Origin of the sequence: Streptomyces sp. NPDC057616 (assembly GCF_042800575.1) — a bacterium.
In the GTDB taxonomy this organism is placed as follows: domain Bacteria; phylum Actinomycetota; class Actinomycetes; order Streptomycetales; family Streptomycetaceae; genus Streptomyces.
The window spans coordinates 141,676-158,693 of sequence record NZ_JBHVGU010000015.1 but is presented as its reverse complement, the minus strand read 5'-3'; the positions used below and the strand labels follow the sequence as shown (position 1 = coordinate 158,693).

General features: G+C 68.2%; 17 protein-coding genes and 1 pseudogene. 10 read left to right on the top strand and 8 right to left on the bottom strand.

Features of this window, described 5'->3' with window-relative positions:
- Positions 1-13: 13 nt before the first annotated feature.
- Positions 14-1,921: a BTAD domain-containing putative transcriptional regulator gene (locus tag ACFU97_RS20675; RefSeq protein ID WP_384258396.1), complete on the bottom strand. Its 1,908-nt coding sequence runs from the start codon at positions 1,919-1,921 to the stop codon at positions 14-16.
- A gap of 293 nt (positions 1,922-2,214) precedes the next feature.
- Entirely contained in the window at positions 2,215-2,712 is a 498-nt protein-coding gene (locus ACFU97_RS20670; protein WP_384258394.1) for an ATP-binding protein, read from the bottom strand.
- A 316-nt stretch (positions 2,713-3,028) separates the two neighbouring features.
- Between ACFU97_RS20670 and ACFU97_RS20665 the strand changes: the two genes are divergently transcribed.
- The 5 genes and pseudogenes from ACFU97_RS20665 to ACFU97_RS20645 all read left to right on the top strand — a co-directional run bounded on the left by ACFU97_RS20665 (position 3,029) and on the right by ACFU97_RS20645 (position 6,484).
- Complete coding sequence (locus ACFU97_RS20665) at positions 3,029-4,267, top strand: MFS transporter (protein ID WP_384258392.1); 1,239 nt, start codon at positions 3,029-3,031, stop codon at positions 4,265-4,267.
- A gap of 35 nt (positions 4,268-4,302) precedes the next feature.
- Entirely contained in the window at positions 4,303-4,740 is a 438-nt protein-coding gene (locus tag ACFU97_RS20660) for a universal stress protein (protein ID WP_384258390.1), read from the top strand.
- A gap of 15 nt (positions 4,741-4,755) precedes the next feature.
- Positions 4,756-5,338, top strand: a pseudogene (locus ACFU97_RS20655) (SDR family oxidoreductase).
- 46 nt (positions 5,339-5,384) lie between these two features.
- Positions 5,385-5,858 (top strand): GNAT family N-acetyltransferase, encoded by a 474-nt coding sequence (locus ACFU97_RS20650; protein ID WP_384258388.1) that lies wholly within the window; start codon positions 5,385-5,387, stop codon positions 5,856-5,858.
- Between the two features lie 98 nt (positions 5,859-5,956).
- Entirely contained in the window at positions 5,957-6,484 is a 528-nt protein-coding gene (locus tag ACFU97_RS20645) for a universal stress protein (protein ID WP_384258386.1), read from the top strand.
- A gap of 153 nt (positions 6,485-6,637) precedes the next feature.
- Here ACFU97_RS20645 and ACFU97_RS20640 read toward each other — a convergent pair whose 3' ends face one another.
- A complete protein-coding gene (locus ACFU97_RS20640; RefSeq protein ID WP_384258384.1) occupies positions 6,638-7,387 on the bottom strand; it encodes an IclR family transcriptional regulator C-terminal domain-containing protein in 750 nt (249 codons plus the stop codon).
- A 115-nt stretch (positions 7,388-7,502) separates the two neighbouring features.
- Between ACFU97_RS20640 and ACFU97_RS20635 the strand changes: the two genes are divergently transcribed.
- The 5 genes from ACFU97_RS20635 to ACFU97_RS20615 are packed head-to-tail and all read left to right on the top strand — an operon-like array spanning position 7,503 to position 12,637.
- Complete coding sequence (locus ACFU97_RS20635; RefSeq protein WP_384258382.1) at positions 7,503-8,801, top strand: aromatic ring-hydroxylating dioxygenase subunit alpha; 1,299 nt, start codon at positions 7,503-7,505, stop codon at positions 8,799-8,801.
- Positions 8,801-9,265, top strand: coding sequence for an aromatic-ring-hydroxylating dioxygenase subunit beta (locus ACFU97_RS20630; protein ID WP_384258380.1), 465 nt, complete (start codon positions 8,801-8,803; stop codon positions 9,263-9,265). Before ACFU97_RS20635 ends, ACFU97_RS20630 begins: the two co-directional genes overlap by 1 nt.
- The gene (locus ACFU97_RS20625) at positions 9,262-10,242 is read left to right on the top strand and encodes a PdxA family protein (RefSeq protein WP_384258378.1); all 981 of its coding nucleotides are present in this window, start codon (positions 9,262-9,264) and stop codon (positions 10,240-10,242) included. Before ACFU97_RS20630 ends, ACFU97_RS20625 begins: the two co-directional genes overlap by 4 nt.
- On the top strand, positions 10,239-11,246 hold the full coding sequence (locus tag ACFU97_RS20620; protein WP_384258376.1) for an FAD-binding oxidoreductase: 1,008 nt from the start codon (positions 10,239-10,241) through the stop codon (positions 11,244-11,246). Before ACFU97_RS20625 ends, ACFU97_RS20620 begins: the two co-directional genes overlap by 4 nt.
- A 23-nt stretch (positions 11,247-11,269) precedes the next feature.
- On the top strand, positions 11,270-12,637 hold the full coding sequence (locus ACFU97_RS20615) for an MFS transporter (RefSeq protein WP_384258374.1): 1,368 nt from the start codon (positions 11,270-11,272) through the stop codon (positions 12,635-12,637).
- 376 nt (positions 12,638-13,013) lie between these two features.
- Here the strand turns inward: ACFU97_RS20615 and ACFU97_RS20610 are convergent, their stop codons facing one another.
- The 5 genes from ACFU97_RS20610 to ACFU97_RS20590 form a co-directional block, all read right to left on the bottom strand.
- The gene (locus tag ACFU97_RS20610; protein ID WP_384258371.1) at positions 13,014-13,901 is read right to left on the bottom strand and encodes an SDR family oxidoreductase; all 888 of its coding nucleotides are present in this window, start codon (positions 13,899-13,901) and stop codon (positions 13,014-13,016) included.
- Positions 13,902-13,956: 55 nt separating this feature from the next.
- Positions 13,957-14,340, bottom strand: a complete 384-nt coding sequence (locus ACFU97_RS20605; RefSeq protein ID WP_384258369.1) for an MmcQ/YjbR family DNA-binding protein — start codon at positions 14,338-14,340, stop codon at positions 13,957-13,959.
- A gap of 123 nt (positions 14,341-14,463) precedes the next feature.
- On the bottom strand, positions 14,464-15,381 hold the full coding sequence (locus tag ACFU97_RS20600) for an NADP-dependent oxidoreductase (protein ID WP_384258367.1): 918 nt from the start codon (positions 15,379-15,381) through the stop codon (positions 14,464-14,466).
- 52 nt (positions 15,382-15,433) lie between these two features.
- A complete protein-coding gene (locus ACFU97_RS20595; protein WP_384258364.1) occupies positions 15,434-16,081 on the bottom strand; it encodes a nitroreductase family protein in 648 nt (215 codons plus the stop codon).
- Positions 16,082-16,136: 55 nt separating this feature from the next.
- Positions 16,137-16,961, bottom strand: coding sequence for an isocitrate lyase/phosphoenolpyruvate mutase family protein (locus ACFU97_RS20590; protein WP_384258362.1), 825 nt, complete (start codon positions 16,959-16,961; stop codon positions 16,137-16,139).
- Positions 16,962-17,018: the final 57 nt, after the last annotated feature.

Genomic DNA, 17,018 nt, shown 5'->3' with positions numbered 1-17,018 from the left:
TGAGGTGGAGACTTCACGAGGGGAAATCCACAGGCGCGGCAGGGGCAGAACCGGAAGCGGTTGGTGGATCGTCGCCGGCGGCCTGGTCGGATGCTTCCGACATGCCTGAGCCTGCTTGCTCTGCGGCGTAGGCGGCCACGAGTCGGTTCCAGTCGTACTTGCCCGGCACGATCTCCGAGACGAGGTGTGCGCGGATCAGCCGCGAAAGGGTCTGACGCACCCAGGGTTCGGGCTGCGCGGCTGTTCTGGCGGCGTCGGCGGTGGCGAACACGTGGCCAGACCAGGCGCCGAGGGCGCGGAAGAGCGAGGCGGCCTCCGGGTCGAGCAGACGGTACGACCGGGCGATGGAGGCGCGCACGTCGAGCACCGGGTCCACTTCGCTGGTGAAAGCGTCCAAGGGGCCGTGCTCGGACGACGCGTATTCGTCGACCAGGCTCGCCAAAGGCATCTGAGGGCGGTAGGCCGCACGGGCGGCGACATTGGCCAGTGCCAGGGGGAGGCGTCCGGCGAGGTGGATGAGGCGGTCGACGGCTTCGGGCTCGGCAGACGTCCTCGCTGCTCCGAGGCGGCGGGCGAGAAAGCTGCGTGCGTCCCCCTGGCTCAGCGGGAGCAGGGTCAGGGGGAGCGCCTGGTGGGCAGCCACCAGCGCGTGGAGCTGCATGCGGCTGGTGATGAGGGCCATGGAACCCGGGCTCCCCGGGAGGAGATGCTTCAGCTGGTCGGCGCTCCAGGCGTTGTCGAGCACAATGAGCATGCGGCGCTTGGCCAGCAGATCCCGGAACATGAGCCCACGAGCCTGCGTGGTCTCGGGTACGGCCTCCGGCCGGACCTCCAGAGACTGCAGGAAGTCCGCGAGGACCCCTGCCGGGTCCCTCGGCTCGGCTCCTGGCCCTTCCCCGTGCAGGTCGGCGAAGAGCTGACCGTCCGGGAAACGGTCTGCCAGACGATGGGCGACGGTGGTGGCGAAGGCTGTCTTGCCGACGCCTGCCGCCCCGCCGACCACGCAGATGGCCACCGAGGACGACGCCTCCGCATCGGCGATCAAATGCTCCACTTGCTCTTGTTCCTTCTCACGCCCGATGAGGTGGGGCAGGGCTGCCGGCAGTTGGGCCGGCGGCCGGGGAGAGGCGGCATGTCGGCGGCCGGCCGTGCGGTCGCTGCCTTTCGGCAGCTGGAATCGCCCGGAGAGGATGCGCTCGTGGACGTGCCGCAGTTCCGGCGACGGGTTGACGCCGAGGCGTTGACGCAGCAGGTGACTGGTCGAGTGGTAGATCGTCAGGGCCTCGGACTGCCGCCCCGCGCCGTACAGCGCGGTCATGAGGAGGGCGCATACGCGCTCGCGCAGCGGGTGTTCGACGAGGAGAGCGGACAGTTCGGCGGCAGCCTCGGCGTAGCGCCCCGTCTCCACCTCGCAGGCCAGCTGGTCCTCGGCGCATGCGAGACGCAACTCGCCCAGGACCCTGCGCTGCTGGCTGGCGAACGGTCCCGGAACTCCGGCGAGAGCCTCCCCCTTCCACATTCCGAGGCCCTTGGACAGCAGGTGCGCCGCGGCCTCCGGGTCGCCGGCGCTGCGTGCCTCTCGTGCTTCGGCCGTCGTCTCCTTGAACCTGTTCAGGTCCACAGCGTGCGGTTGGATGCGCAGAAGGTAGCCGCCGTCGACGAGGTTCAGTGAGCTGTCACTCCGCTCACCCAGCGCTCGCCTGAGCCGGTAGACATAGGTGCGCACGGAGCCTATGGCCGACAGCGGGGCCTCATCGCCCCACACGTCCTCCACGAGTTTCGAGAGGCTCACCGGCCTGCCCGCCCTGAGCAGCAACGAGGCAAGTACCGCGCATTGCCTGGGCTGGCCTGCCGCCTCCTCCAGCCCTTGCTTGTGCAGTCGGACCGGGCCGAGCACCGAGAACTGGATGTCCGCGTCCATGACTTCTACCGCCCTGAATGCTTTTCAGGGAAACGGCCGATGTCCGGGAGGACACTCTCGCTGCCCTGAACGGAGTGCGGGTCGCTACACGCATACGGGAATCGACCGGGCACACGCACGTGCAGGTCGGAGGTGACCGTGACTGCCTGATCGATGGTGAGTTCCAGGGCGGGAGAGCTCATGGCGATTCCTGTTCTGTGGTCGGTGCGCAGGGTGGATCGGGTCGGGAAGGCGGAGGTTGGTCAGGGGCGGGTGCACCGGGATGTGCGGGGCGGTGCGTAAAGGAGGCTGCTTCAGGCCGGTGCTTCGTGAACGGTCAGGAGGGCCCAGTGCGTGGCGGTGCCGCCGGGATGGGGCCGGATGCCGTGGCTGGTGGCCAGCACCTCGACGAGGGCCAGGCCCCGGCCGTGCTCCTCGCGGGTGCAGGAAGCGGTCCAGGCGCCGTCGTCCTGCGCCGGGCCTCCGTCGGTGACGCCGACCCACACGACTTCTGCGGCCCGATCCCGATACAGGTGCAGCGTCACCGGCGGCAGGGCATGCTCGACGGCGTTGGTGACCAGTTCGGACACCACCAGCAGCACCGACTGAGCGGCGTCCTGGTCCACGTGCCAGTTCTCAAGGACGGCGCGGGTGATCGCTCGCGCCGCACCCGCGGCGACCGGCCGGTGCTCCAGCGCCTGGGTCACCGCGCCACCGACCGCTGCAGCCGGCCCGGACACCGCGGTGTCCGGTCGGTCACGCGTCGGGCACGTGTCCTGGGCCAGCACCAGGTCCTCGACGGTGGCGTACATGGCGATCACTTCCCGTGCTGCGGGAAACGGCCTCATCGATCTCGGGCCCTTTCGGCGAAGTCCTTACGCCCTCTGTTCTACGAGCCTCGATCAAGCCGGGCATTAGGGGTGGCCCCTAATGTTTTGGGGCCTTGCCCCCCGGTCTTGGACACACGGGACAACGAGGCCCGCCTGGCGCCCGCGTCCGGATACGAACAAGATCGCGACGCCGTCGGTAAGACGGCGCGACGAGCCGACACTAACTGCCTGCACGATGACGCCGGCCGTTGTGCATCACCGGACCGGGGCTCCCAGGACAAGAGAAAGACGTGATTCGATGCACAACACGGCGCCAGTGACCGACCCTGTCACCAGGGTGGCAACGCACCGGCTTGCTTTTTCCTCGGCGGTGATCTCCCTGGTGGCCGTATTTGCCGCCGTGGGCTCGACGATCCCGCTGTTCAACGTCTACCGGGCCGAGAACGGGTTCACCAACGCCGAAATCTCGATCACCGTCGTCGCCTACTCCGTCGCCACCCTCGCCACTCTGTTGTTCCTGGGGGGACTGTCCAGTCATCTGGGTCGGCGGCCCCTCGCGATCACCAGCCTCAGCCTGCTCCTGCTCGGCTGTCTGCTGCTGTTGGACGTGCACGGCATCGGCATCCTGATTGCCGGTCGGGTCATGATGGGCCTCGGCGCGGGACTCGCCAGCAGCAGCCTGACCTCCTACATCGTCGACGCCGCACCCCCCAAGCCGGCCTGGTTGGCGTCGGTCGCCTCCAGCCAGACGGTCATGCTCGGCCTCGCCGTCGGCGCCGTCGCGTCCGGCGCCCTGGTCCAGTACGGGCCATGGCCACGGGACCTGATCTACCTGGTGGTCATCGGCCTCCTTCTCGTGTCGGTCGCACTCATCGCCGTCAGCCCGGAAACCGCGACTCCCACGCCGGGCGCCTGGCGGACACTGCGGCCCCGGGTCGGCCTGCCCGCCCGGGGCAGGCGTCTGCTTCCCGTCGCGGCGGCGGTGTTCCTGGCCACCTGGGCGGCCGGGGCCTTCTACCAAGCGTTCGTGCCCGCACTGGTCGAAGACCAACTGCACACCCGCAGCACACTCGTCCTCGGAGTGACATTCGCTGCCTACATGGGTCCCAGCGTCCTCGGCGCTCCCCTGGGCGGCCGGTTCACACCCGCGAGAGCCCAGCGCGTCGGCATGATCGGCTTCCTGGTCGGCATGATCGGCGTCATCACAGCCATCGGCACCGGCACGCTGGTGCTGTTCATCGGCGCGACCATCGTCGCCGGCGCCAGTCAGGGCATCGCCATCAGCGCCGCAACCCGAGGCCTGCTGCACGGCAGCACCCTGGCCGACAGGGCACCGACCTTCAGCGTGATCTACCTGCTCTCCTACAGCGGGGCGACGATCCCTGCCCTCATCGCCGGCCAACTCACCCACATCTTCTCGCTGCCACAGATCTCGCTCGGCTACGGCGCACTTGCCGTCGTCTCGACCCTGTTCACCGTCCTCGGCGCACGCAACCCGCAGCTCACTGCGATCGCGAACAGCCAGGACGTCGAGTAGCCGAACGAACTTCAATCCTTAGGGAGAGCGCACACATGTTCAGTCGCATATTGGTCGCGGTCGATCCAAGCCCCTCGCGTCTCACGTCCGTGCGTATGGCCGGTGAGCTGGCCCGGCTGGCCGGTGCCTCCGTCCACGTCCTGCATGTCGTCGCAGCGACCGCCACACTCGACACCGTCGTAGGCCTGGAGGACGACGCCGAAGCCGGGGCGATCCTCGACGAGGCCGTCCTCGCTCTGCGCGACGAAGGAGTCAAGGCGGACGGCACGCTCGCCAACGGTTTGCTCAACGATGTGCCGGCTCTGATCAACGAGACGGCCGGACAGTTCGGCGCCGATCTCATCGTCCTCAGCCCGCACCACCGCGGAGCCGTCGCCGCCCTCTTCAATCCCCGCGTCAGCGACATCGTCACGCACGCCAGCCACACGGCCGTCCTCCTCGCTCCGGAAGGGCCCGCGGCCATCGGCGCCTGACGAAGGGGCGGACGTATGAAAGTCGCCGTGATCGACGGGACCGGGCTCATCGGGGCGCGGGTGGTGAACGTCCTGAACGCGAGCGGGCACGAGGCCGTGCCACACTCGCCGTCCACCGGACTGGACCTGTTGAGCGGGAAGGGTCTGTCCGAGGCGTTGTCGGGAGCCGATGTCGTCGCGAACCTGACTGACCCGCCGACCCGACGAGGCGGCTCCTCTCCATTGTCGGCGTCGACCTCGTACCGGACCTGCCGTACTACCGTGCCAGGTGTTGCAAGAAGACATTCTCAAGACCGGTTCCGTGCCGTACTCGATCGTCCGCGCCACGCAGTTCTTCGAGTTCATGGACACGGTGATGTCGTGGACCTCCGACGGCACGACCGTCCGCCTGCCCGCCACGCGCATCCAGCCCATAGCCGCGGCGGACGTCGCCCAGGCCGTGGCCGCGGTCTGCGTCGGTGCTCCCCTGCGGGGCATCCGCAGCGTCGTCACCGACAGCAAGGCCGGCACATACGCCGCCGCCTCGGGAGACGCGCTCATAGCCAAAGGCGACGTGGTTGTCGCCGGAACCACCTACCGGGACTGGCTCACGTCGTGACCGAGACGGGGCCCGCACGAAGGGTCCCTCGACAGAAAGTGTGACCATGGCGATCAATCCCGAAGCCGAGGCTTCCGCCAGGGAAGAGAACAACGCTGCACTCATCGCCGCTTTGGACAGGTCGAGTCCCAGTGAGGTGGAGTCCAGCTGGGAGCTCGACGTCCTCAACGACGCGGAGCACGGTCGCTGGGTCGCCGCCCTCGGTCCCGAAGCCATCGGCGAGCTCTCGTACCGGTTCGTGGGCGGCCGCGTTGTGCTGCTGACGACCTGGGTCGACCCGGCCTACCGCAATCATCGGGTGTCCACGGAACTCGTCTCTCGCGTGCTGGACGAGATCCGCGAAACCGGGAAGAAGATCACCATCATCTGCCCGGTGGTGGGTGTGTTCATCGAACGCAATCCGCAGTACGCCGACCTCATCGACAAGGTCCATCCCGGCGCCGGCGCCTATCCCAAGCACCAGCCCGCGGGAGCCGGACCCGACGAGGAGCTCACCGCGGTCGAGCGCGACCTGACGTAACCGTCCGGTGTCGGGGCCGAGCGTGAACGTCGCGACGTCTCCTTGGTTGTCCTCAAAGTGACGAAGAAGGCGTCCTCCAGGCCGAAAGAAGGAGCCTCATGGACAGCGCATCACAGCAGCAGCGCATCGTGGTCGGGATCAACGGATCGCTCAACAGCCTTGTCGCGCTGCGGAGGGCCGGCACCGAAGCCCGGCTCACCGGGCGCCGGCTCCTGGCAGTCATGGTCTGGCGTCCCTACGACACGGACCCACCTGCCGGGACCGGTCGATCACCCCTCAAGGGCACCAGGACCGCAGCCATGCGTCTGCTGAAAGACATACTCAACGATGTCTTCGCCGCCTCTGACGACGGCGTCCCCATCGGTGGACTGGTGATCTCCGGCAACGCTGGTCGCACCCTTGTGCAGATCGCCGACAGAGAAACCGACCTGCTGGTCGTCGGCGCTGGGCACCAGAAGAGACTCCGCCGCCGGCGATCACCCGTCGCCCGCTACTGCCTCACCCACGCCACCTGCCCGGTCCTCGCCGTCCCCCCGCCCTCACTCCAGCTCGACCTCGAAGCCCTTACCCGCAAGAAGCGCCTGCTTCGCACCATGGTCCACGACGTCGGTCGCTTGAGCGCATGAACCGCGCACAGGGTCGTTCCCGGCGTGCGTGTCCTTGAGCAGTGACAGTAACTGCGCACACCCCGCACGCTTTTGAGACGTCGCGGGGCGGGTGAGTCCCTCCCTGGGGCGCGGCCGCCGTCGGCCAACCGAAGGCTTGCCGGTCCCGGTCACTCACAACTGCCGGCCGAGCGCAGCCGCGTGCACCTTCATCACAGGGGCGAACCGGTCGCGGAGTTCATCGACGGTGACGCGGGAGCTGGAGGCGCTGACCGAGACGGCGGCGACCAGCTGTCCGTCCGGATCGTGGACCGGTACGGAGATGGAGAGCAGTCCGACTTCGAGCTCTTCGGAGTTGATCGCCATGCCCGCGGCTCGGGCGGCCTGGATGCGATCTTCGACTTCGACGGCCGCGGTGGGGGTCTTCGGGGTGCGAGCGGGGAACGGCGCGGCGGCGAGGTAGTCGGCCAGTTCGGTCGGGTCCAGTGAGCCGAGCAGAACGTGTCCGGTGGCGGAGGCGTAGAGGGGGATCCGTGCCCCGACACGGATGCCGGTGTTGATGATGCGAGTGCCTTCGCTGCGTGCGATGAACAGCGAGTCGTTGTCGTACCGCACCGCCAGCGAGGCGGACTCGTCGATCGAGTCGCGGATGGCGGCGAGGTGCGGCTGGGCGAGTTTGGGCAGCGCTGCCGACTCGGTGTAGGTCGCGCCGATGCGCAGGATGCGGGGCGTGGGTGCGAAGAACTTGCCGTCGAAGGTGACGTAGCCGAGCTCGGTGAGTGTGTTCAGGCAGCGGCGTGCCGCCGCCCTGCTCAGACCGGTGGCGCGGGACGCATCGCTGATCGTGAGTCGGGGTGTCCCGTCGCCGAATGCCTCGAGGATCGCCAGCCCCTTGGCGAGTCCCGCCATTCCTTCAGCAGTCATGGATCCCCTCTTGACAGACGTGACCACGGGCACCTCTACTGGCGAGGTGTTCGGATAACAATCATATGTTCGCTTACCGAACGCGATCTGTCAATCAGTACGTGGAGGTGTACACATGAGCGCACGGAACACCGGGGCGGGTGTGCCGACGCGAGCCGGGGTCCCGGAGCGCCGTTGGCCGCCGTTTCTCACCGAGGTGCCGTACTGGGTCTTCCAGGACGAGGACGTCTACCGGGCCGAGCAGGAGCGGATCTTCCACGGGCCGATGTGGAACTACCTCTGTCTCGAGGCCGAGTTGGCCGAACCCGGCGACTTCTGTGCCACCTTCATCGGCGAGCAGCCGGTGCTCGTGACCCGCGACCACGACGGCCAGATCTACGCCTTCGAGAACCGGTGTGCCCACCGGGGCTCGCTGATCGCCATGGACCATTACGGCCACGCCAAGGACTTCACGTGCGTCTACCACGCCTGGACGTACAACCTGCAGGGCGACCTCACCGGTGTCGCCTTCGAAGAGGGCATCAACGGCAAGGGCGGCATGCCGCCGGAGTTCTGCAAGGCCGCTCACAGCCCGCGGCGACTGCGGCTGGCCAGTGTGCACGGCCTGGTGTTCGGCAGCCTGGACAACGACGTACCGCACATCGAGGAGTACCTCGGCCAGGAGATCCTGGACCGCATCGAGCGGGTCCTCGGCGGCCGCAAGCCGGTCGTGCTCGGCCGGTTCACCCAGAGCCTGCCCAACAACTGGAAGCTCTACATGGAGAACGTCAAGGACTCCTACCACGCCAGCATCCTGCACCTGTTCTTCACCACCTTCGGGCTCAACAAGCTGAACCAGAAGGGCGGCATCATCGTCTCGGACAACGGTGCCCACCACGTGAGCTGGTCGGCCATCGACCGGGAGTCGGAGGCCGGTGAGCACTACAAGGACCAGAAGATCCGCTCCGACTCCCAGTACCAGCTCCAAGACCCGTCGCTGGTCGACAGCTTCAGCGAGGTCGGGGACGACATCACGCTGCAGATCCTCTCGGTCTCGCCCGGCTTCGTGCTCCAGCAGATCCAGAACTCCGTCGCCGTACGCCAGGTACTGCCGACCGGTGTCGACTCCACCGACCTCCACTGGACCTACCTCGGATTCGAGGACGACACCGAGGCACAGCGGCTGATCCGGCTCAAGCAGTCCAACCTGGTGGGCCCGGCCGGCTATGTCTCCATGGAGGACGGCGCCATCGGCGGCTTCGTGCAGCGCGGCATCGCCGGGGCGAGCAAGGAGTTCGCGACCGTCCAGATGGGCGGCGACCAGGCGGTCTCCAGCGAGAGCCGCGTCACCGAGGCTTCGATCCGCGGCTTCTGGAAGGTCTACCGCGAGGCCATGGGCTTCGCCGCCGACACGGCCGGGGGAGCGCACGCCTGATGGATGCACACAACCTGATCAGCAGGGCCCAGGGTCACTACGTCCGCGCCATCGACGACGGCCCGATCGAGGACTGGCCGGAATTCTTCGCCGACGACGCCTTCTACCAGGTCACCACGGCCGACAACCACCGGCGCGGGCTGCCCGCGGGGGTCATCTGGGCGAACAACAAGGCGATGCTCAAAGACCGGGTCTCCGCGCTGAAGGAGGCCAACATCTACGAACCTCACGCCTACCGCCACCTGTTGGGGCAGCCCGCGGTCCTGGAGGAGAGCGAGGCAGGCGCGACCAGCGAGACCTCGTTCCTGGTCGTCCGCATCACCGGGAACGGGCCGACGGACGTGTTCGCCAGCGGCCGCTACCTCGACGACTACGTCTTCGACGCCGGCCGGGCTCTGATCAAGAAGCGGATCGTCGTATGCGACAGCTCCCGCATCGACACGCTGCTGGTGCTGCCGCTGTGACCGCGGTGCGCAGGCTGCTGCTCACCACCGGCGATCCGAACGGGATCGGGCCGGAGATCACCGTCGCGTCGGTCGCCGAACTCGGTGACCGGGCGCCGGTCGTGGTGGGCGACCGCCATGTCCTCGAACCGTACGCCGAGCGCGCTGGGCTCACGCTGCGCGCGGCACGGCCGGGCGCCGCCGCCGAACGCGGCGTGTGCGACCTGGTCGATGTCGGTGCCCTTGCCCCTGGCGACCTGGCGGTCGGTCAGGTCACGGCGCCTGCGGGCTTCGCCACCATCGCGTACGTCACCGCGGCGGTGCGGCTCGCGATGGACGGCCAGTACGCCGGGGTGGTCGCCTGCCCGCACTCGGAGACGGCCGTCCACCGCGCCAGGATCGCCTTCACCGGCTACCCGCCGCTGATCGCGGAGCTCACCGGAACCCCGCTCACGCAGGTCTTCCTGATGCTGGTCGGCGGTGGTCTGCGGATCGCACACGTCACACTGCACGAGCGGCTTGCCCGCTCGCTGGCGGGACTCACTCCCGAACTGGTCACCGACGCCGGGCTGGCGCTGCACCGGGCGCTGTGCGACATCGGCATCGCCGATCCACGGATCGGCGTCTTCGGGATCAACCCGCACGCCGGCGAGGGCGGCCTGTTCGGCGACGACGACAAGCTGATCACCGAACCCGCGGTGGCCGCCCTGTGCGAGCGCGGCGTCAACGCCGACGGCCCGACCGGCGCCGACATCCTGCTCGGCGGCCCCCGCGACCACGACGCGTATCTGGCGATGTACCACGACCAGGGGCACATCCCGGTCAAGGCCCTCGCCGGACGGACCGCGGCTGCCGTCACCATCGGCGCCGGTGCACCGTTCTCCAGCGTCGGCCACGGGCCCGCCTTCGACATCGCCGGGCAGGGCAGTGCCGACCCGAGTGCCGTACTCACAGCTCTCCAACTGCTTGCTTCCGATCGTTCAGGAGGGGTGAGGTGACCTTCACCATCAGCGTCCGCGGCTCCGACATCGCCTTCGGCTGCGAGCGGGGGCAGAGCGTCCTGGATGCCGCCGAGACGGCCGGCTGGGCGATTCCGTACTCCTGCCGCAAAGGCGTGTGCGACACCTGCCTCGGCTCGGTGACCGCCGGCCCGCTGGACATACCGGGCAGCGGTTCCGTCCTCGGCCCGGCCGAGGTCCGCCTGTGCCGCGCACAGCCGACCGGCGATGTCGAGATCGCACCCCGCTGGATCGAGGCGCGGACTCCACCCGTGCGCAAGAAGCTGACGACGACGGTGCACCGGCGCCGCCAAGTCGCCTCCGGTGTCACGGTTCTCGACCTGCGCCACCCCATCGGCCGGCGGACACCCTTCCTGGCCGGCCAGTTCCTCAACGTCATCCTCGAAGGCGGCGACACCCGGTCCTACTCGCTGGCCAACGCACCCCAGCACAACAACCTCGCCCAACTGCACGTCCGGCACGAACCCGACGGCGTCTTCTCCGCCCGGATCCTGCAGGAGCTGGAGTTCCACGACACCGTGGAGATCGAGGCACCCTTCGGCGAGTTCTTCGTCGAGGACCGCGGGGGACCTGTCCTTCTGCTCGCCACCGGCACCGGATTCGCACCCATGCAGTCGGTCATCCTCGACCACATCGCCCGGCGCCTGAACCGCCCGCTCCATCTGTACTGGGGCGGCCGCACTCTCGAGGATCTCTACGCCCGCACCACCCTCCACGCGTGGACCCGGCGCTACCCCTGGTTCCGGTTCACCCCCGTGCTGTCCCGGCCCCACCCCGGTTGGGAAGGCACCACCGGTTGGGTACAGGCAGCCGCGATCGCGGACCACCCCGACCTGAGTAGTCATCACATCTACGCCTGTGGCAGCGAGGCAATGACCCGAACGGCCGGCGAAGAGCTGGCACGCGAACGCGGCATGGCTCCCGATCGGTTCCACTCCGATGCGTTCGTCTCGGCCGTCGGCGCCCCTGTCCGCGTCGAGTAATCGTTCTCCGTCTGGAGCGCACTATGTCCGAAACCACTTCATTTCCGTCCCCTACGGTGTTCGGCTCGAAGCCGCTGCGGCTTCCCGGCTTCATCGACCAGCGCCGACTGGGCGGTTTCCAGATGCGTACCGTCCTGCTGTGCGGACTGGTCATGTTGCTCGACGGGTTCGACACCCAGGCGATCAACTACATGGCCCCGGCCATCACCCAGGACTGGGGTGTGTCCAAAGCGACCATGGCCACGATCTTCTCGGCCGCTCTGGTCGGCCTGATGATCGGCTATCTGCTGCTGGCCCCGCTCTCCGACCGGTTCGGCCACAAGCGGCCGGTCATGGCGGGAGTTGCGCTCTTCTCGCTCTCCACGCTGGTCTCGGTGTGGGCACAGAGCCCCGACCAGCTCATGATCCTGCGGTTCATCACCGGAATAGGCCTCGGCGCGGCCACCCCGAGCACCATTGCCCTCATCGCCGAGTACAGCCCCAAGCGACTGCGGGCCAGCCTGGTCCTGGCGATCTACTGCGGGTTCTCACTCGGGTTCGTGGCCGCCAACTACGTCGCCGGCTGGCTCATCCCCGCCTACGGCTGGCGCTCGGTCTTCGTCGCCGGTGCCGTGCTGCCCCTGGCCCTGCTCCCCGTACTGGCCTGGCAACTGCCCGAGTCGGCCTCCTACTTGCTGCGTCGCAGGGAGAACGCGAGGGCCTATGCCCTGGTCCGGCGGATCGACCCGACGCTTCCGGAGACGGACACGGTGCGGATCGAGACGGAGAGCAGCGACCCCGGAAAGCGGGTCAGGGTCACCGAGCTGCTCTCCGGCCGTCAACTGCTCGGCACCGTCCTGCTGTGGCTCGTCTTCGCACTCAACCTGGCGATGTTCTACGGCCTCCAGAGCTGGCTGCCGACCATCCTCACCGAACGCGGTTACTCCGCCGGCACGTTGGCGACCGCCGCGTCCATGACCACCATCGGCGGCATCGCGATCGCCTTCGCGGTCGGCCCCGCGATGGATCGACTCGGCGCCTACGGCTCTCTGAGCGCGCTCTACTTCACCGGCTGCGGTTTCCTGGTCCTCATGGGCCTGGTGCTGGGCTCGCCGGTCTGGATGGTCCTGGCAGCGATCTTCTTGATCGGCTGCACCATCAGCGGCGGGCAGAAGAGCGTCATCGCGCTCGCTGCGGCCTTCTACCCCGAAGAAGTACGCTCCACCGGCATCGGCTGGGCGCTGGGCATCGGCCGCGTCGGTGGAATCGTCGGCCCGATGATCGTCGGCGGTCTGCTGGCCGACGGCATAAGCCACGAGCAGCTCTTCATGATTCTCGTGATCCCCACCGCGCTGTGCGGACTGATCGTCCTGTACCTGGGACACCGCGCGAAGCGGCTGCAGGTGGCCTGATCGTGGAGTTGGGAGAGCCGGCCGCAGGGGTGGCCGTCGTCGGTGCCGTCGCGGTCGGCGTGGCGCCGGCCGCGACCCGGGACACGCCGTCTACGTCGGGACCGTTGCCGATCGGTTCCAGGTCCGTGAGGACGGTGGGTGTCGGGATGCAAGGCTCTCCTGCGCCAACGAGCCAGACGACGATGGGGAGTTCGTTGCCCATGTACCGCTCTCGCGAGGCGGCAGGGAGCGGACGCGGATCGAGTTGCGGGCCTGCGGATCGAGGGTGCCTTGGTATCTGGCGCAACGGACAGTGGTGCGCCGGCCGATCGACCACGGAGGCCGGTGGGAGGACCTGACCGGACGAACCACCTGTTGCCGCGGCATCCTGAGGATGTCAGCCCAAGGTGGGGTAGTCGCCGGCGGCGAGGTCGGCGAGGAGGCTCGGGTGGGTGGGCTTCCAACCGAACCGTTCCCGGGTCTGTGCACTCGACGACGGCATGTCAAGGGCGAACAGTCGACCGACGAGGCCGAAGCGCTCGGGCGGGGCCGACTCGACCGGCATCGCGAGGACTTCGCCGATGGCTTCGGCCAGCGACCTCATGGTGTCGCCCTCGTCGGCCACCGCGTGCAGGACCGTTCCCGGCGCAGCGTCCTCGAGTGCGATGCGGAACAGCGGGGCGACGTCAAGCCGGTTGACCGCCGGCCACCGCTGTGTGCCGTCGCCGACGTACGTTGACACGCCCGTTTTCTGTGCCGCGGCGATGAGTGCCGTGCAGAACCCGTATGCCGACCCGCGCTGGTGCACGGAGCGGGGCAGCCGCACGACGGAGGACCGGACGCCCTGCGCGGCCAGGTTCAGCACGACGTCGGAGGTGCGGCCGCGACCACCGATCGGCCCCTCGGTGGTGTTGGGATCCTCTTCGGCGGAGATGTGGCCCGGCACGATCGGCGTGAGGCCGGCATGGACGAACGGCTTTCCGCTGCCTACGAGTTCGGCCGCGAGGGTCTGCACGGCGCGCGCTTCCTCGTAGATGCCCTGCTCCAAGTTGCCCCAGTCGTTGCTGAAGGCGAGGTTGATGACACCATCGGCTTGCGCGGCGCCGGCGCGAAGGCCGTCAAGGTCGGTGAGGTCTCCGCGCAGCGGCGTCCCGCCGGCGGCCGCGAGGGCCGCGGCCGCCGTATCGGAGCGGACGAGGCCGAGGACCTCGTGCCCGGCGGCGATGAGGTCGGGAACGACAACCGAACCGATGCTGCCGCTGGCGCCGGTGACGAACACGCGCATGGGGGGCTCCGGAGGACTGCTGCGACGCCGCGTCGCAGGATGGGCGGGGCGAGAATCAGGCGTGGCGGTCGTAAGTGCGTGGATCCACGGGTTGCTTGGACTTGGGAAGCCCGCCGACCACGAGACGGTAGGAGTCGGTGACGAGGTCCTTCACCAGGTTGCCGTCGATGGTGTCGCCGCCCTCCACCGTGATCCAGTGCCTCTTGTTCATGTGGTAGCCAGGGGTGATGTCCGCGTACTGCTCACGCAGGGCGGTGGCGTCGTCCGGATCGGCCTTGAGGATCACGACGGGGCGTCCCGGCATGTCGGTCATCAGCATGAAGACCTTGCCGCCCACCTTGTGGAGCTCCCAGTCGGGGTCGAAACGTTGCTCCTGGTCGGCGCCGGGCAGGTCCGCCGTGTGGTCACGCGCGATCTTCTGCAGTTCCTGTCCGTCCAAGGTGATCAACTCCTCTGTCGGTTCGAGTGCCTGGCGTGTGCCGGCTCGGGTCCTACCGCCGGTCGCCGGCCGTGGCGTGGATCAGGACCACGACCCGCCGGTAGGACCCTCGCCGTCCGCTACCTACGGGAGGACCCGGATGACGGTCTTCCCGAGGCGTCGCGAGGTGGGGTTGAGGGCGCCGACGGCATCGTCGAGGCTCGCGATGTCACCGATGTTGGTCCGCAGCCGTCCGTCCCGCACCCGCTGCACGATCTCACCGAGTTCGGCGCGATCGGCTTCGACGACGAAGTCCACGGCCAGGCCGTCAGCGGGCCGTGCTTCCACCGGGCCGACGATGGACACCAGGGTTCCACCGGCCTTGATCAGGGCGGCGGACTGCTGTTGAACGTCGCCGCCGATGACATCGAGGACCAGGTCGACGTCGCCGACGTCTTTGAGCGCGTCGTTCTCGAGGTCGACGAACTCGTGGGCGCCGAAGTCGAGTGCCTTGTCGCGGTCGGCGGCGCGGCCGGTGCCGATGACGTAGGCGCCGGCTTCACGTGCGAGCTGGGTCACCATCGTCCCGACCGCCCCGGCCGCGCCATGGGCGAGGACGGTCTGGCCGGCCTGGAGGCGGCCGTGTTGGAACAGTCCTTGCCACGCGGTCAGACCTGAGATGGGCAGGGACGCGCCCACCGTGAAGTCGACGTCGCCCGGCAGCGGTGCGAGATTGCGTGCTTCGATCGCCACGTACTCGGCGAGGGTGCCGTCGCGATGCCAGTCGGCGAGGCCGAACACCCGCTGCCCGATCGAGAGGCCCGTCGTGCCGTAGCCGAGGGCGGTGACCACTCCGGCCAGCTCGTGGCCGGGGATCGACGGTGTCTTGTCGTGGCCGGCGCGATCGGCCCAGGTCGAGGGCCAGTCCATTTCGGTCGGGACGAAGCCCGACGCATGGATCCGAACGACGACGTCGTTGATCGCCGGGATCGGCTCAGGCCGCTCCGTCAGCGTCATTCCGGCCGTTCCCGCGGCCTGGTCGGTGACCACAATGGCTTTCATCGAAATGCCTCTTCCTCGGATGTGGGGTGGGTGCCGGTTTCCGGGCGGGTTCCTACATGAAGGTGAACAGCTCGTCGGCGTCGAAGCGCGAGATCGGAGTGGTGTACACCTTCTCCGGGTCGGGGTAGCCGAGGGCCAGCAGCACCGTGGTGGTGTGTCCGCTCTCGCGGATCTTGAAGGCCTTGTCGACCGTGGTCGGGTCGAACCCCTCCAGCGGCGTGGCCTCGACGCCGAGTTCGGCGGCCGCCATCATGGTCAGGCCCACCGCCATGTAGGTCTGCTTCTCCATCCAGTGGTTCAGGTCCTTGTAGCCGTAGTTGCGCAGGTTGAGGAAGTCCCGGGTCATGGATTCCCACAGCTCCTGCTTGGACGGGTCGGGGAACCGGCCGTCGGCCTTCTCCTTCGTGAACACCGCCTCGAGGTGGGTGTCGGGCAGATCTGCCCGGGTGGTGAGGATGATGGTGTGCGACGCGTTCAGGATCTTCTCGGCGTTGTCCTGGAACCGTTCGCCCAGGTTGTCGGCGAGCCGCTCTTTGCCTTCGGGCGTGGCGAGGACGTAGAAGTGGTTGGGCTGTACGTTCACCGATGACGGCGTGGAGCGCAGGAACCTCAACAGCTGCTGAAGGGTTTCCTCCGGAATGGTCCTGCTGGGGTCGAAATACCTGGTGAGGTGCTTGTTCATGAGCTTGTCGAGATTCATGTCTGCCTTCTTCGTGCGATGAGCGGGTAAGGGGCGGTGCTCCGCAGGGTCTGGGCTAGTTCGTGCCGCGGGCGAGTAGTTCGCCGATGCGCTCGAAGCTGATTCCTGTCGTCGCCGAGGCGAGGTCACCCGCGATCAGAGCCTTGATGGCCTGGTCGAGTGCCTCCATCGCGTGGGTGTAGAGCGCTGGACCCACGCTGATGCGCTTGACCCCGGCCTTCTGCAGTTCGGCGATGGTCAGCACCTTGTCCGCCGGCGAGATGAGGACATTCACCGGTGTCGGTGCGACGGCGGTGACGATCGCGACGAGTGCGTCGAGGTCGGGCGGGAAGGGGGCGTAGAGCACGTCCGCGCCGGCCTCGGCGAAGGCCGTCAGACGCCGGATGGTGTCGTCGAGATCGGGCCGCCCCTGGAGGAAGTTGTCGGTGCGGCCGGTGACGACGATGCGCCCCTTGGCGGCGTCAACGGCGCTGCGTACGCGGCTTACTGCCTCGTCGAAGTCGCGGATCGGTTGTTCCGGATCGCCTGAGGTGTCCTCGATCCCGATACCGGCCAGGCCGGACTCGATGGCGGCTTCCACGGTCGCGGCGACGTCTTCAAGCGTGTCGCCGTAGCCGTCCTCGAAGTCCCCGTTGACGGGCAGACCGGTGAGCCGGCCAAGCAGCCGCGCATGCTCGAGGTGTTCACCACGCGTGACTTCGTGTCGCCCGTCGGACCGGCCGAGCGTGGTGGCGAGTGCCGCCGATGATGTCGCGATCGCCTCGAAGCCGGCGTCGGCCAGCATCAGCGCCGAGAGGCCGTCCCATGCGTTCGGCATGACGAGGCCACCGTCGCGGGTGTGTAGCGCCATGAAGCGCTCATAGAGCTCGGAGCCCGGCATGTCGAACCTTTCCGAGTGATCGTTGTGGGGCGGTGAAGGGGTTACCGGCTGTACGCG